Origin of the sequence: Streptomyces sp. NPDC101165 (genome assembly GCF_044768135.1) — a bacterium.
Classification (GTDB): Bacteria; Actinomycetota; Actinomycetes; order Streptomycetales; family Streptomycetaceae; genus Streptomyces.
This window is the reverse complement of the sequence record NZ_JBIWPG010000025.1, coordinates 57995-72160: the sequence shown is the minus strand read 5'-3', so window position 1 is coordinate 72160 and position 14166 is coordinate 57995. Positions and strand designations below refer to the sequence as shown.

At 70.7% G+C, this 14166-nt stretch carries 16 protein-coding genes; 5 read left to right on the top strand and 11 right to left on the bottom strand.

Annotated elements, in window-relative coordinates; genetic code table 11:
- Positions 1 to 38: 38 nt before the first annotated feature.
- Positions 39 to 821, top strand: a complete 783-nt coding sequence (locus ACIRVH_RS38985; protein WP_403964020.1) for an ATP-binding cassette domain-containing protein — start codon at positions 39 to 41, stop codon at positions 819 to 821.
- Between the two features lie 5 nt (positions 822 to 826).
- A complete protein-coding gene (locus tag ACIRVH_RS38980; RefSeq protein WP_403964017.1) occupies positions 827 to 2098 on the top strand; it encodes a sugar ABC transporter permease in 1272 nt (423 codons plus the stop codon).
- Positions 2099 to 2140: 42 nt separating this feature from the next.
- Here the strand turns inward: ACIRVH_RS38980 and ACIRVH_RS38975 are convergent, their stop codons facing one another.
- From ACIRVH_RS38975 to ACIRVH_RS38935, 9 genes are all read right to left on the bottom strand, one after another.
- On the bottom strand, positions 2141 to 3787 hold the full coding sequence (locus ACIRVH_RS38975; protein WP_403964014.1) for an APC family permease: 1647 nt from the start codon (positions 3785 to 3787) through the stop codon (positions 2141 to 2143).
- Between the two features lie 108 nt (positions 3788 to 3895).
- Positions 3896 to 4852 carry a hypothetical protein gene (locus tag ACIRVH_RS38970; protein ID WP_403964009.1) on the bottom strand — a complete coding sequence of 319 codons (957 nt, stop codon included), beginning with the start codon at positions 4850 to 4852 and terminating at the stop codon, positions 3896 to 3898.
- 92 nt (positions 4853 to 4944) lie between these two features.
- Positions 4945 to 5703: a PIG-L family deacetylase gene (locus ACIRVH_RS38965; protein WP_403964007.1), complete on the bottom strand. Its 759-nt coding sequence runs from the start codon at positions 5701 to 5703 to the stop codon at positions 4945 to 4947.
- Between the two features lie 62 nt (positions 5704 to 5765).
- On the bottom strand, positions 5766 to 6077 hold the full coding sequence (locus ACIRVH_RS38960; RefSeq protein ID WP_403964004.1) for a hypothetical protein: 312 nt from the start codon (positions 6075 to 6077) through the stop codon (positions 5766 to 5768).
- Positions 6074 to 6304, bottom strand: a complete 231-nt coding sequence (locus ACIRVH_RS38955) for a hypothetical protein (protein ID WP_403964001.1) — start codon at positions 6302 to 6304, stop codon at positions 6074 to 6076. The genes ACIRVH_RS38960 and ACIRVH_RS38955 overlap by 4 nt, the downstream gene beginning before the upstream one ends.
- 496 nt (positions 6305 to 6800) lie before the next feature.
- Complete coding sequence (locus ACIRVH_RS38950) at positions 6801 to 7586, bottom strand: heavy metal-responsive transcriptional regulator (RefSeq protein ID WP_403963998.1); 786 nt, start codon at positions 7584 to 7586, stop codon at positions 6801 to 6803.
- A gap of 134 nt (positions 7587 to 7720) precedes the next feature.
- Entirely contained in the window at positions 7721 to 8134 is a 414-nt protein-coding gene (locus tag ACIRVH_RS38945) for an arsenate reductase ArsC (protein WP_403963995.1), read from the bottom strand.
- A 30-nt stretch (positions 8135 to 8164) separates the two neighbouring features.
- The gene (locus ACIRVH_RS38940; RefSeq protein WP_403963992.1) at positions 8165 to 8896 is read right to left on the bottom strand and encodes an aquaporin; all 732 of its coding nucleotides are present in this window, start codon (positions 8894 to 8896) and stop codon (positions 8165 to 8167) included.
- Positions 8893 to 9267: an ArsR/SmtB family transcription factor gene (locus tag ACIRVH_RS38935; RefSeq protein ID WP_403963989.1), complete on the bottom strand. Its 375-nt coding sequence runs from the start codon at positions 9265 to 9267 to the stop codon at positions 8893 to 8895. Before ACIRVH_RS38935 ends, ACIRVH_RS38940 begins: the two co-directional genes overlap by 4 nt.
- A 104-nt stretch (positions 9268 to 9371) precedes the next feature.
- Between ACIRVH_RS38935 and arsM the strand changes: the two genes are divergently transcribed.
- The 3 genes from arsM (at position 9372) to ACIRVH_RS38920 (ending at position 12653) form a co-directional block, all read left to right on the top strand.
- Positions 9372 to 10268 carry an arsenite methyltransferase gene (gene arsM, locus ACIRVH_RS38930; protein ID WP_403963986.1) on the top strand — a complete coding sequence of 299 codons (897 nt, stop codon included), beginning with the start codon at positions 9372 to 9374 and terminating at the stop codon, positions 10266 to 10268.
- Positions 10269 to 10420: 152 nt separating this feature from the next.
- On the top strand, positions 10421 to 11560 hold the full coding sequence (locus ACIRVH_RS38925; RefSeq protein WP_403963983.1) for a hypothetical protein: 1140 nt from the start codon (positions 10421 to 10423) through the stop codon (positions 11558 to 11560).
- A gap of 199 nt (positions 11561 to 11759) precedes the next feature.
- Complete coding sequence (locus ACIRVH_RS38920; protein ID WP_403963980.1) at positions 11760 to 12653, top strand: alpha/beta fold hydrolase; 894 nt, start codon at positions 11760 to 11762, stop codon at positions 12651 to 12653.
- Here the strand turns inward: ACIRVH_RS38920 and ACIRVH_RS38915 are convergent.
- Entirely contained in the window at positions 12589 to 13200 is a 612-nt protein-coding gene (locus ACIRVH_RS38915; RefSeq protein ID WP_403963977.1) for a TetR/AcrR family transcriptional regulator, read from the bottom strand. The two genes, ACIRVH_RS38920 and ACIRVH_RS38915, sit on opposite strands and share 65 nt — an antisense overlap.
- Positions 13201 to 13247: 47 nt before the next feature.
- Positions 13248 to 14147: a 3-hydroxybutyryl-CoA dehydrogenase gene (locus tag ACIRVH_RS38910; protein WP_403963974.1), complete on the bottom strand. Its 900-nt coding sequence runs from the start codon at positions 14145 to 14147 to the stop codon at positions 13248 to 13250.
- Between the last annotated feature and the right edge of the window lie 19 nt (positions 14148 to 14166).

The following is a 14166-nucleotide window of genomic DNA, read 5'->3' as shown; positions in this document are numbered from 1 at the left end:
GCGCGGTTCCCCGACCGCGGCCGTGTCCCGGGAAGGAGATGGTTCTCGTGCCGGCTCCCCCGCTGCTGGCGCTGCACGGCGTGTGCAAGCGCTTCGGTGTCGTCGATGTCCTGACGGACATCGAGCTGGAGATCCACGCCGGCCAGGTCCTCGCGCTCATGGGCGACAACGGGGCCGGCAAGTCCACTCTGGTCAAAGTGATCTCCGGCGTCGCCCCCGCGGACAAGGGCACCATCGAGTGGGAGGGCCGCCCCGTCCACATCAGGCGTCCCCATGACGCCCGCGCCCTCGGCATCGCCACCGTCTACCAGGACCTGGCTCTGTGCGGGAACCTCGACGTCGTCGGCAATCTCTTCCTCGGCCGGGAGATCCGCAGGTTCGGGTTCCTCGACGAGGTGGAGATGGAACGCCGCAGCAGACGCCTGCTGGAGCGGCTGACCCGGGGCATCCCCGATCTGCGTGGCCCCGTCGTCTCCCTGTCCAGCGGCCAGCGGCAGACCGTCGCCATCGCGCGCTCCCTCCTCGGTGAGCCGCGGGTCCTGCTCCTCGACGAACCGACGGCGGCGCTGGGGATCGAGCAGACCGCCGAGGTCCTGGACCTCGTCGACCGGCTGCGCGACCGCGGCCTGGGTGTGCTGCTCATCAGCCACAACCTGGGAGACGTCAAGGCCCTCGCGGACCGGGCCGCCGTGCTGCGGCTGGGCCGCAACAACGGGTTCTACGACGTGAACACCGCGTCTCAGGAGCAGATCATCTCCTCCATCACCGGTGCCACGGAAAACGTGCCCCGCCGGATGGCTCACCAGGAGTCGGGGTGGTGAAAGGGATGCACGACATGGCGGACCACACGCGAGCCGAATCCTCCGCAGCCACCGCCGAGGCCGCCCGGCCGCACCCCATGCGGGCGGTCACGCGGGCCCTGGAGCGCGGGACCGCCGTCGTCCGCCACAAGCTGCGCGCCGGCGAACTGGGCTCGCTCCCCGTCATCCTCGTCCTCGTCGTGGTCTGGATCATCTTCCAGTCCCTCAACCAGAACTTCCTCTCCCCCCGGAACCTGTCCAATCTCAGCGTGGACATCGTGGGTACGGGGCTGATCGCGGTCGGCATCGTCTTCGTGCTGCTCCTCGGTGAACTCGACCTGTCGGTCGGCTCGATCAGCGGACTCGCGGCGGCGGTCTTCGCCGTGCTGAACGTGAACCAGGGCGTGCCGGAATGGCTGGCGCTCATCATCGCGCTGCTCTCCGGGACCCTGGCGGGAACCATCCAGGGCTTCTCCTTCGCCAAGATCCGGGTCCCTGCGTTCGTCGTCACCCTCGCCGGGCTGCTGACCTGGAACGGCGTCATGCTCGCCGTCCTCGGGACGAGCGGCACCGTCAACCTCGACGAGAACGGACTCGTCGCCAAGCTGACCAGCTACTACTTCACCAACCACGCCGCCGCCTACGGCCTGGCGGCCGTCGGCACGGCCATGGTCTTCCTCGGGTTCCACCTGGACCGGCGGCGCCGCAAGGCCGTCGGCATGCCGTACCGCTCACTCCGTGGCATCGCGGTACGCACGGCGGTACTCGCGGTGATCGCCTTCGCTGCCGCCTACGTGCTCAACCAGTTCCAGGGTCTGCCGCTCGCCCTCCTGATCTTCCTCGTGGTGGTGGCCGGCCTCGACATCCTGCTCCGGCGCACGCACTACGGACGGCAGGTCTACGCCCTGGGCGGCGGGGTCGAAGCGGCCCGCCGGGCCAGCCTCAGCGTGGTGCGGGTACAGACCGCGGTGCTCGCGATCTCCGGCACCATGGCCGCGCTGGGCGGCCTGTTCCTGGCCTCGCGCATCACCTCGGTGAGCCAGGGTTCGGGCTCGGGGGTGCTGCTGCTCAACGCCATCGCGGCCGCCGTGATCGGCGGCACCAGCCTGTTCGGAGGGCGCGGTACGACGTGGTCCGCGGTGCTCGGCATCCTGGTCATCCAGTCGATCGCGTCGGGCATGGCGCTCACGGACACCCCCACCGCCGCCCAGCTCGTGATCACGGGCGGGGTGCTGTTCGCCGCGGTGGTCATGGACTCGCTGTCGCGCCGCTCGCAGGAGGCACACGGACGGGCTTGACGCGTGCGGCGGCGGACCGCCGCAGCCTTCTGTGGCGGACGGTCAGAGGATGGTCTCCTCCTCCGGGACGACGACCTGGTCGACCATGTGCTGGATCTTCTCGGTCGGCAGGGCGACCGCCAGGGCCCAGTAGTAGATGAGGAGGCTGAACGCGGCGACGACGCCGATGTCCCACCACAGCGGGAACCAGGGGTGCTTGAGGGGCCCGAAGTCGCTGAGGTAGACGATGAGGCCCATGCCGACGAGGTAGACGGGCAGCCACTGCGCGGCGTGCAGGTCGAGCTGGGGCGTGATCGGGTTCATCTTGAACACGCGGTTGGCGATCAGGATGACGTAGCCGATGAGGATGGCGACGCCGAGCTTCCAGTCGGTGTCCCACCCGGACCACAGGATCAGCAGGTTGGCCACGACGAAGGCCAGCGGCGACATCCAGCCGCCGCCGGGCAGCCGGTAGGGGCGGTGGGCGTCCGGCAGACGGTTGCGGAACACGCCGAAGGACAGCGGGGCACCGGCGTACATGAGCACGCTGGCGCTGGTGATCAGCCCGACCAGGGAGCGCCAACTCGGGAAGGGCAGGAAGCAGATGCAGCCGATCACGAACGCGGTGATCAGGCCGACCCACGGGACACCCCGCCGGTTGGTGGCCTCGAACACGGTGGGCACGTAGCCGTTGCGGCTGAGGCCGTACGAGACCCGGGAGGAGCCGGTGATGTAGATCAGACCGGTTCCCGCGGGCGAGACCACGGCGTCCAGGTAGAGGATCGTCGCCAGCCAGCCCAGGCCGATGAGCGTGGCGACCTGGGCGAACGGTCCGCTCAGGGCGGTGAACGCGGAGGTGGCCCAGTGGCTGCCGATCTGGGACGCGGGCAGAGCGGCGAGGAAGGTCACCTGCAGCAGGATGTAGATGATGATGCCGAGGACGATGGATCCGATCACGGCCCGCGGGATGTCGCGCTTGGGGTTGGCGCTCTCGCCGGCGAGCTGGTCCGCCTGCTCGAAGCCCAGCAGCGCGAAGATGATGCCGCTGGTGGAGACGGCGGACAGGATGCCCTTGGCCCCGTAGGGGTTGAATCCGTCGGCCGCGGTGAAGTTGCTGGTGTGGAACTGGGCGACGGCCAGCACGAAGATCGTCAGGAGCGGGACGCCGACTTTCCACCAGGTGGCCGCGCTGTTGGTGCGGGCCAGCAGACGGATGCTCAGGAAGTTGATGGCCGTGATGACCGCCATCAGACCGACGGCGACGGCGATGCCGGTCGGGGTCAGGACGTGTTCGCCGCCCTGGATCTTCTCCCAGCCGCTCGCCCAGGAATAGTGCTGGGCGTACGTGATCATCGCCAGCACCTCGATGGGTGCCACGGTGGCCGCCTGCAGCCAGGAGAACCAGCCGAAGGAGGCGCCGGCGGCCCCGCCGAAGGCGTAGTGCGGGAAGCGGGCGGTACCGCCGGAGACCGGATACATGCCGCCGAGTTCGGCGTGCACCAGCGCCAGGATCAGGATGGCGAGGCCGCCGATGCCCCAGGAGATGATCGCCGCGGGTCCGGCCGCCGCCAGTGCCGTCTGAGCACCGAACAGCCACCCGGATCCGATGATGGACCCCTCCGAGGCCCAGATGAGCCCGATGAAGCCGATCTCGCGCCGCAGCCCCGGGTGGTGGGTTCCTGAGGCAGGTGCCCTTTCGGATGTGGCCATGCCCCACACCCCCTCAGTAGGTGATGCTCACCACCATCGTGCCACGGTGCGGTCCCACCGGCGGTCGGGTTGCAACGCCGGGGACTTGGCGGTGCGGCGGGCGTCGGATCACTGCCCGGCGGTGGCCCTCCGCTGTGCCTGGTCGAACTCCGTCAGAGCGTCGCCGCCGGCCTGCCAGGGCCACCCGGTGACGGCGCCGCCGATGGCCTCGAACACCGGACGGGCCTCGTGGCGCCGGTCGGCGGCCATCAGCGCGTAGGCCAGGACGTTGAGGTCGGCCAGAGACTTGGCATGGCGCAGGAATCCCGGCTGCACCCAGGTCCGGGCCACGCGGTCGAGTGCCTGGGCGGCCATCGCCTGGGACCAGTGGTTCCGCGCCACCAGTGCTTCGAATCCGCCCCGACCGAGGACGGACTGGTACTGCAGGACCTGGGCGGTGAGTTCCGTGACCGCGCAGGGTGCGTTGGCCGGCATGCGGGCGCACAGGGCGTCCACGAAGTCCAGGACCTGGATGCGGGAACCCGCTTCCTCCGGGGTGAGATAGCCGAGCATGCTCAGGTAGGCCTCACGGTTCCAGCGATCACGCGCGAGTACCTCGTTCCACACGCCGAACACCTGGGGCTGCTCCCAGCGTTGCAGGCGGCCCAGCCCCAGGAGCACCACCCAGGGCGTGGGGTCCTCAGGGACGATGTCGGCGGCACGGAGACAGGCATCCGTGGCGTCGCCCGTGTCCTCCGGGCGCCCCTGCGAGCGCGCGCGGGCCAGCAGGGTCCACGCGTGCAGCACGAGCGCGCTCGCGTTGTGTGGCTCGCGCGTGGCCCAGGACCGCGGCAGATGCGAGTCGGCCAGGAAGTCCGCCAGGGTGCCCAGGCGGTGCGTCTGGCGGTCCCAGTCTCCCGGCTCCTGGTCCAGGAGACGGGAGATCTGCGCCGCGCACAGGTCCGTCGTCGCGATCGTTCCGGTCCTCGTGATCGCCAGCAGGGACTTCAGCAGCCTGCCCAGGTCCTGGTCGTCGAGTTCCGGGGCGAGGCGTGCCCGTTTGCGGCGACTTGAAAGAAAAGCCATGTCGGGAGGCTAGAGGCGGCCAGGAATAACGCAAGGTTTCGGCCAAGATCGTTATGGATTACACGAATCACCAGGGTCACCCCGTACATGACTCAGGCGGTCAGTTCCGTCTGGGCGACCGACGCGCAGGCGAGGGTGTGGCGGATGTACCACTCGGTGGAGAAGAGCCGTTCCCGAGCCTCCTGGGGAAGGCCGGCGATCAGGCCGGGAACGGCTCCCCGTTCCACCTCGGTGCGATGGGCCAGTACGGCGGCGATCTTCTGTTCCATCCAGGGGCCGACGTCGACGGTCGCGGTGACCCGTTCGTCCGGAACGCTGTACAGGGCCTTGTGCACACCGACCACGTCCCTCAGCGCGGGCACGGCGGAGTGCGGGTGCGTGGCCAGATAGAGGGCACGCGGCTGCCAAGGGGCACCCGCATCGGGGTGGAGCTGCTCAAGTCCGGCCGCCTGGGCCGCGAGCATGGCCACCCGGTGCGTGTGCACATGGTCCGGATGGCCGGTCAGACCGCCGTACGCGTCGTGGGTGACCATGATGTCCGGGCGGAAGTCCCGGATGTGTGCCACCAACCGCCCCACCGCCTCGTCCAGCGGCGCATCGCAGAACCGCGCACCGCCCGGGGCCGACTGAGGCACGCGCGCATCGGCGTACCCGAGCATGCGCGGTGCGCCGACCCCGAGGATGCGCAGCGCATCGGCCAACTCCGCGGCGCGCGGGGTGTCGGCCGCCCAGGTCGCCGTGACCACGCCGACCCGCGCACCCGTGGCCGCGTGGCGGGCGAGCACGCCCCCGGCGGACAACGACTCGTCATCCGGATGAGCGAAGACCGCCAGCAGGCTCGGCACGGGCATGGGGACCGCCTTCCGGTGAGGGGGCTGGATCATGGACCGGGGGGGGCCGGGGCGGCCTGCGGTCACCTGGCGGAGTACTGCAACTCAGCCCCGCCATAAGCCATTTGCTGGGGCCGCCACCACCCCGGTAACCCCGATCCCTCCGTCGCGGCGGGCTCGTCCGAACTCGCCTCGACCGCGTGCCCCCGCTCCCACGCCATCAGCACCCGCTCGCCGTCGTCCGCGTCCTCGGCGAGCCGGATGACGACCTTCTCGTCGCTGCCGTACAGCCCGACCCAGTCGCGCCAGGTGCGGCGGGCGGTCGCCCCGTCGGCCCACTCCCCCGTGACCGTCGGGCCGCCGGTCACGAACTGGAGGCGGACCAGGTGCGTCACGGCAGCGGCTCCAGGGCGCGAGCCCGGCGGCGCAGCTCGACCCGTGCCGCCGGGGTTCCGGCCGGGCCGGACCAGTAGGGGTGCCACAGCAGCCGCCCGGACAGTGCCAGCAAGCGGCGGCGCAGGGCGGTGGGGTGCACCGGGTCCGGCGCGGCCAGTGCTGCGTAAGTGCGGTGCCAGTCCGCCTGGAGCTGCAGGAGGTCGGGCGGGAAGGGGACGTGCTCCATGCCTTCAATTAGGCCACATGTTCGATTTCCGAGCCAAGCCGACACGAGGGGTCCTGTGCTGCTGCGGGCTGTGGACGCACCGGCGGACACGATGGTCCGTCCCACCCGGGTGTCCAGGCACAACAGGCGCGCCATGCCCTTACCTGCGCAGGCCGTGACCACAAGGGAGGCCGCGTGGAACGGGGTGACGGCGGCGACGTCGGTGGGGCTGTGGCCGAGCCGAGGGTCGGCATGCCGAGATCAACACGGGCGGGAGCTGTGCGGCAGGCGGCTGCCCGACGACGACGGCGGCGCAAGACGAAGATCCCGGCGACGGCGGCGACGGCCGGCACAGCGAGGGCGGGCACCCACACGGCACCGATCGCGGAGGCGGCCCCCACCCCGCCGAGCACGGCCAGGAGCGGGCCCGCGCAGCACACCGCGCACGCGGCCAGCGCAGCCGCTCCGGTCCCGAACATGCCCCAGGGCCGGGAGGGACGGGAGGACGGGGTCGTGGTCATGCGGGCGCTCCGAAGAGTTCGGCCAGCATCCCGGCGGCATGCTCCGGCGCGCGAACGGTCAGCTGGAGGGCGTCGGGGGTCAGGTGCAGGGTGAAGTCGAAGAAGGCGCAGCAGCGCTGCTCGGCGGCGGCGAGCGCCGCGATCCGGCCGGCGAATTCGGCGTCCGGCGGGAAGGACAACCACAGTCCGTCGTCGATCTCCTCGTGTCGGCCGGCCTGCCCGATGAGCGTGCGCCACTGCTCGGTGCGCTCGCCGAGCTCGGCGTCCTCCAGAGTGCAGGCGACCGGCACATCCCGCCACGCCTCATGCTCCGGCGCCGGGCCCGCTGTCGGGCGGGTCGGGGAGAGCGTCACCGGCACGGGCCCGACCGGGCCCGTGCCGGTCGTGGTGCAGCCGCAGTCGGGCCCGCACACACCCTTGGGCGCCGGACCCGACAGCGTGGTACGGACACCCGCCAGGTGAGCGGAGAAGGCGCGCAGCTCTGCGATCCGGCCGTCGGTCTCCGCGATCCGGTCGGCGATCAGCCGCAGCATCCGGGCGCGCACCGAGGCACAGGCGCCTTCTTCCCGGACGTCCAGGAGCTCGCGGATCTCCTCCAGCGCCAGCCCCAGCAGCTTCGCCGAGGAGATGAACGCCAGCCGGTCTACCGCCTCCTCGCCGTAGACCCGGTACCCGGACGCGGTCCGCCCGGCCGGCAGCAGCCCGGAACTCTCGTAGAAGCGCAGCGTCGTCGCCGGAACACCGGAGCGTTCGGCAAGCTGCGAGATGCGGTAGGTCGTCACAGCGCCGACCGTAAAGCTTCAACCCGACTCGAAGGTCAAGCCGTGCATGCCCACGAGGAACCCGCCCTCGGCACAACGACCCGCACGTCGCCCGCGGACGGGTTCGCCCGCGTCCCCGCCGCCCACCTCGTCGTTCAGGCGGGCGCGATTTCGGTGATCAGGTCTTCGACCAGGGTCCTGATCCCGTCCCGGATCGGCCGGACGGCCTCGACGCCCTGTCCCGCCGGGTCGTCGAGCTTCCAGTCGAGGTAGCGCTTGCCGGGGAAGACGGGGCAGGTGTCGCCGCAGCCCATGGTGATGACGACGTCCGAGGCCTGGACCGCCTCCGTGGTGAGGATCTTCGGGGTCTCGGCGGAGATGTCGATGCCGACCTCGTTCATCGCCTGCACGACCGCAGGATTGACCGTCTCGGCGGGAGCGGAGCCGGCCGAGCGGACCTCGACTCGGTCGCCGGCGAGGTGGGTGAGGAAGGCGGCGGCCATCTGGGAGCGGCCTGCATTGTGGACGCAGACGAACAGCACGGACGGGCGCGGGGCGGCAGTGCTCATGAGCAGGATCTTTCTCTGAGTACGGATCGGTCAGGCGGCGGGTTCGGGCTCGCCGTGCGGGACGACGACCTCGTCCGCCGCGGGGGCGGGGCGGCCGTAGACCGCCGCCACGGTCCCAAGTCCCAGCAGGATTCCGAGCACTTGAGCGGCGATGAAGGGGGCGACGGAGGCGGGCGCGATGCCGGCGAAGGTGTCGGTGAAGGCCCGGCCGATGGTCACCGCCGGGTTCGCGAACGACGTGGAGGAGGTGAACCAGTAGGCGGCCCCGATGTAGGAAGCCACCGCAGCGGGGGCAAGCGCGGCGCGGCCGAGCCGGTCGAGGCCGAAGATCAGCAGGATCAGCCCGGTCGTGGCGACCACCTCGCCCAGCCACAAGTGTCCTGCGGAGCGGTCATGCGTGGAGAACTTCACCAGTGGCTCGCCGAACATCGCGTCGGCCAGGATCGCCCCGCCGATCGCGCCCGCGATCTGGGCGGGCACATACGCGGCAACGTCCCGCAGGGTGAGGCCGTCCGGGGTGCGACGGCCGGTGTACCAGGCGGCGAGGGTGACGGCCGGATTGAAGAGGGCACCGGAGACCGGACCTAGCAGCAGGACGAGCACGCCCAGGCCGAAGACGGTGGCCAGGGAGTTGGCGAGCAGTTGTACGCCGACGTCGCGCGACAGCTCGGTCGCCTGGATGCCGGAGCCGACCACCACCGCAACCAGCAGAGCGGTTCCGATCGCCTCGGCCGCGACACGGCGACGGCGGGAGATGTTCACGCGTCGGCTCCAGCGGTCTGCGAGGTGGTCAGGAATTCGGCGAGCCGGTCCAGCACACCGGGCAGCACCCAGTAGTAGACCCAGGTGCCGCGCCGCTCGCAGTCGATGAGCCCGGCCTGCCGCAGGAGCTTGAGGTGGTGAGAGATCGTCGGCTGTGACAGGTCGAAGGCGGGGGTCAGTTCACACACACAGACCTCGCCCCCCGTTCCGCGCGAGGCGATCATCGACATCAGGCGCAGCCGGACCGGATCACCCAGAGCCTTGAAGACCTTCGCCAGCTCGGCCGCCCGGTCCTCGTCCAGCGGTGCGGTGGACAGCCCCGGGCAGCAGGCAGCGTCCTGATCGATCACCTGAAGCTCTTGTTTCGACATGCCTCTATGTTGACGTTTTTCGATTCAAGGCGCAAGGTTGGATCAATGAACGTCAATACAGGCCGTTCCGGGCCCGTGCCATGGCCCGTCACCTGGGAGTGAACATGAGCGAGCAGTCCACCGACCTGCGTGAAGCCGTCCGCCGGCGGTACGCCTCGGCAGCCGTGAAGGTCACCGAGGGCGGCACCGCCTGTTGCGGAACCGATCCGGTCGAGGTCGACGAGAACTTCGGCTCGGCCCTGTACGCGGCGGACGAGCGCGATGCTCTGCCGGCCGGGGCCGTCGCCGCCTCCCTCGGCTGCGGCAACCCCACCGCCGTGGCCGAGCTGCGCGAAGGAGAACGCGTCCTGGACCTCGGTTCCGGCGGCGGCATCGATGTCCTGCTCTCCGCCCGCCGCGTCGGCCCGGCCGGCAAGGTGTACGGGCTGGACATGACCGAGGAGATGCTCGCCCTGGCCCTCGCCAACGCCGCAAAGGCGGGCGCGCGGAACGTCGAGTTCCTCAAGGGCACGATCGAGGCGATCCCGCTGCCGGCGAACACCATCGACGTGGTGATCTCCAACTGCGTGATCAACCTGTCGATCGACAAGCCCGCCGTCTTCGCCGAGACCTTCCGCGTGCTCAAGCCCGGCGGCCGGATCGGCGTTTCCGACGTCGTCGCCGACGACACCCTCACCGCCGAACAGCGGGCCGAGCGCGGCGACCACGTCGGCTGCATCGCCGGAGCCCTGTCCCTCACCGAATACCGGGCGGGCCTGGAGGCGGCGGGCTTCACGGACATCGAGATCACCCCGACCCACCCGGTCGCCGACGGCATGCACTCCGCCATCGTCCGCGCCACCAAGCCCACCACCGCCGGCCCGGACACCGCCACAGCGTCTGCGACGGACCACTCCTGCTGCGGCGTCACCTCCTGCTGCACCCCGGCCGAGCAGGCGACCGACCCGTCCGTCACCGTCAGCGAGGCCAAGAGCGCCGCCGGATGCGCCTGTCAGAACTGAACTGCCCCTCGGCCGTCGTCGATTGCGGCATCGGTTGTGCGGGCCTCGGCGACAACCGCCGTGCCGGCCACGACCCTTCCGGAAGCTGATCACCAGAGCGTAATCTCCTTGCCGCGCACAAGATCTTCACGCCACGGTCAGGGGGAGACCGCATGCAGCACCGTTCGACGCCGCTCGCCAGGACTCTGGGTGCGGCGGCCCTGCTGTCGGCAGCCGTCGCATGGGGCACGGCCTCGATCCAGGAGTACGCCGACGGCCCACGCCCGGACGTTCTCGTGCCGCTGGCTCTGGCGGCGGTGTTCGTCGTGGGCTGGCTGCTGGCCGTTCGGTCGGCTCCCCTCGTGAAGCCGCTGCCGGTGGCCGCTCCTCACCGGGAGACGATCCCCGGCAAGCTGGGAGCGGTGCGCCGGGACTGGGGGCTCATCGCCACGGCCTACCTCACCGTCTGGGCGCCCTTCGTGGCAGCCAACAGCGCCTTCTACAGCGGGCCGGGCTCAGCTCTCCCTGCCGTGTACTGCTTGCTCACCTTCGTCCTCGGTGCCGTGCTGTCCCTGTGCAATCTCTCCCTGCTCCAGAGCTACCTCGATCGCGCACAGCGCATGCTCAGGGAGGACGCCGCCGCGGGCAGCGTGCACGCGGTCCGGGTCCGGTTCGGTACCCCCGTGCGGGAGACCTACCGGTACCCGACAGGGAAGGGTGTCGGCCGGATCGGCGTCAAAAGCACCTACCGCATCGAGCTGGTGCCCGAGGACGACACCGGGGTGAGACAAGTCGTCCGGCTCCAGACCACACACGTAGGCCACAGCATCACCGTCAGCGAGAAGCACCTCACCCATGCCGCCGCTCAACTCGGAGGCCACAGCGGCTGGCTGTGCTGGCCGACCCGGTGGCGGGACATCGCGGGCACGAACAAGGAGCGCATCGTCCCCGCCGCCTTCGTCTCCGACTCCGGCCATGTGGTCTGGGGCGTGACGCCGGAGGACGACCACGCGCCCTACCTGCGCGCCGGTGCCGCACCGGTCTGCCGGACCGACACCACGCTCGCTGTCGCACCGCTTCCCCGGCCCTCTCGGTACTTCCCCAAGGTGCACGCCTCGCACCTGCGCGTCGCGGCGGTCGGTGCCCTCCTCGCCGTCCCGTTCCTGCTGGATGTCGTCCCGCACTGGGCCGGCCTGCTGTTGGGTGTGGTCTCGGGGGCCTTGGGGCTCTTCGCGGGGATGACGACGGACGGGGTCGGTGTGGACCAGGAACCCTGGACCCGCCGGGAGACGTCGCACCCGGCACTGCAGTAAGCGCAGCGCCGGCGGGGCGCTCGCCGAGACCATGCCGGGCGGAGCCGTCGTGCCGCGGACGACAAGGCGCGGCACGATGACGTTCTCGCGGTCCGCTACACCTCGAGAACGGTCGTCTCGGACACACTGACATCTGACCGGTACCAGCGGCACCCGACCGGTACCGGCGGCATCACCTCGTCGAGAACGGAGTGCATGGATGCGCAGCGGCATGTTCGAGGTCGACCACGCCGAGCTGTACTACGAGATCCGCGGCGGCGGGCCGGCGCTGCTGCTCATCAGCGGGGCAGGCGGCGATGCCGGGTACTACGGCGCCGTCGCCGACGAGCTGGCGGACGCGTTCACGGTGATCACCTACGACCGGCGCGGCAACTCCCGCAGCACCGGACGGAACGGCACGCCGATGCGGCTGGCGCAGCAGGCGGCCGACGCCCGGGAGCTGGTCGAGGGTCTGGCCGGCGGTCGGGCGCTGGTGTTCGGCAACAGCGGTGGCGCGATCATCGGGCTCACGCTGGCCGCGTCGTGTCCCGAGGTGGTGTCGGGTCTGATCGCGCACGAGCCGCCCGCGGTGAACGTCCTGCCCGCCGGCGATCCGGCGCGCGGCTTCTTCGCGGAGCTGGCCGCGCTCTACGCCGAGGGCGGCGGCCCGGCGGCGGGCCGCCGTTTCGCGCAGACGGTGCGCGGCGAGGGGACATATCGCTGGCCGGACGACCTGTGGCAGCGGTTCCTCACCAACCAGGACCATCTCTTCGGATCCGAGTGGTCGGGCTTCGCCGCGTTCCGGCCCGACGAGGCCGCGCTGAGAGCGGCGCCCTTCCCGATCGTGCTCGGCGCCGGTGCTGAGGACCGCGGCCTGTACTACGCGCGGCCCTCCGTCGAGATCGCTCGTCGGATCGGGGCGCCCTGGACCGAATTTCCCGGCATCCACATGGAGTTCCTCCGCGGCCCGGTGGCGTTCGCCGCCGCGCTGCGGACGCTGGCGACCCAGATGCACACCGGCGGGGGCCGGGTGCCCGAGCTGTGGGGGGTCAGTCCACCGGCACCGAGTCCGGCAGACCCAGCGCCGTGGACACCTGGCGCCAGATGGCCGTGAGGGCGCTGTCCAGGGTGACCGTCGGGTCGCGGAGCATCAGGCGGATGCCGTAGCCGTCGCTCAGGGACAGGACGAGTGTGCTGAGCTCGTCCACGTCGGTCGGTGTGAACTCGCCGGACTCGATGCCGCGTCGTACCGCGTCGGCCACCCAGGTGTGCAGCTGCGCGTACAGGTCGACGGCGAAGGTCCGGGTGGTCTCGTCGCGCAGGGCCCGGGCCCACAGTTCCTGCCACAGCCGCCAGTCCTGGCGCAGTTCGGGATCGGTCGGCAGCAGGTTGCGCAGGATGCGGGCCAGGATGACGGCCGCCGGCGCCGTGTCCGCGTCGCGGTCGACGTCGAGGGCGGTGTTGGCGAAGGAGTGGGTCATCGCCTCGGTGAACAGCTTCTCGCGCGTGTCGAAGTGGTAGTGCAGCAGCGCCGTGGACACACCGGCGCGCTCGGCGACCATGCGCATACGGATCTTCTCGAAGCCGATCTCGGCGATGACCTCACACGCCGCGGCCAGGATGCGCTCGCGTGTGTCTGCCGTGCGCACCTTCGTGGACACCCTGCGGCTCCCCTCGTTCGGTGGTCGTACGCCGTGACCATTTTCCCTCACCGCGGCCTCGCCGGGGTCACAGCCTCACGATGTTGTTCTTCGTACACGTGGAAGCCCCGCCCGGACTTCCGTCCCAGCAGGCCGGCCTCCACCATTCGGGAGAGCAGCGGTGGGGGTGAGTACTGCGGCTCGCGGAACTCGGCGTACAGGGATTCGGCGATGGCGCGGGTGGTGTCCAGGCCGATCAGGTCCGTCAGGGCCAGCGGGCCGAGCGGGTGCGCACAGCCGAGGACCATCCCGCGGTCGATGTCCTCGGCCGTCGCACTGCCCGACTCCAGCATGCGGACGGCCGCGAGGAGGTAGGGGACGAGCAGCGCGTTGACGACGAATCCGGCCTTGTCCCGGGTCCGGACGACCTCCTTGCCGAGCCTGCCGGTCACGAAGTCCTCGGCCCGTGCCGTGGTGGTGGGTGAGGTCAGCAGCGACGGGACGAGCTCGACGAGACGCAGGACCGGTACGGGGTTGAAGAAGTGCACACCGACGACGCGGTCGGGGCGGGTGGTCGCGGTGGCGAGCCGGATGACCGGGATGGAGGAGGTGTTGGTGGCGAGGATGGTGTGCTCGCCGGTGATCACGGAGTCGAGGCGGGTGAAGACGTCGAGTTTGAGGCCCTCGTCCTCCGGCACCGCCTCGATCACCAGGTCGTGGTCGTGCAGGGCTTCGATCTGGTCGACCACGGTGATCAGGTCCGCGGCGGCCGCGCGTCGTTCGGCGTCCAGCCTGCCGTGTGCGACGGCCCGGTCGAGCGAGCGGGTGATACGCAGCAGGCCCGCACGGGCCGCCTGCGTGTCGCGTTCCACGATCGTCACCGGCACGTCGGCGCGGGCGCAGACCTCGGCTATGCCGGCGCCCATCAGGCCGCAGCCGACGACTCCCACTCGCTCGATCTCGGTCATCCGTCTTCCTCTCCGATCT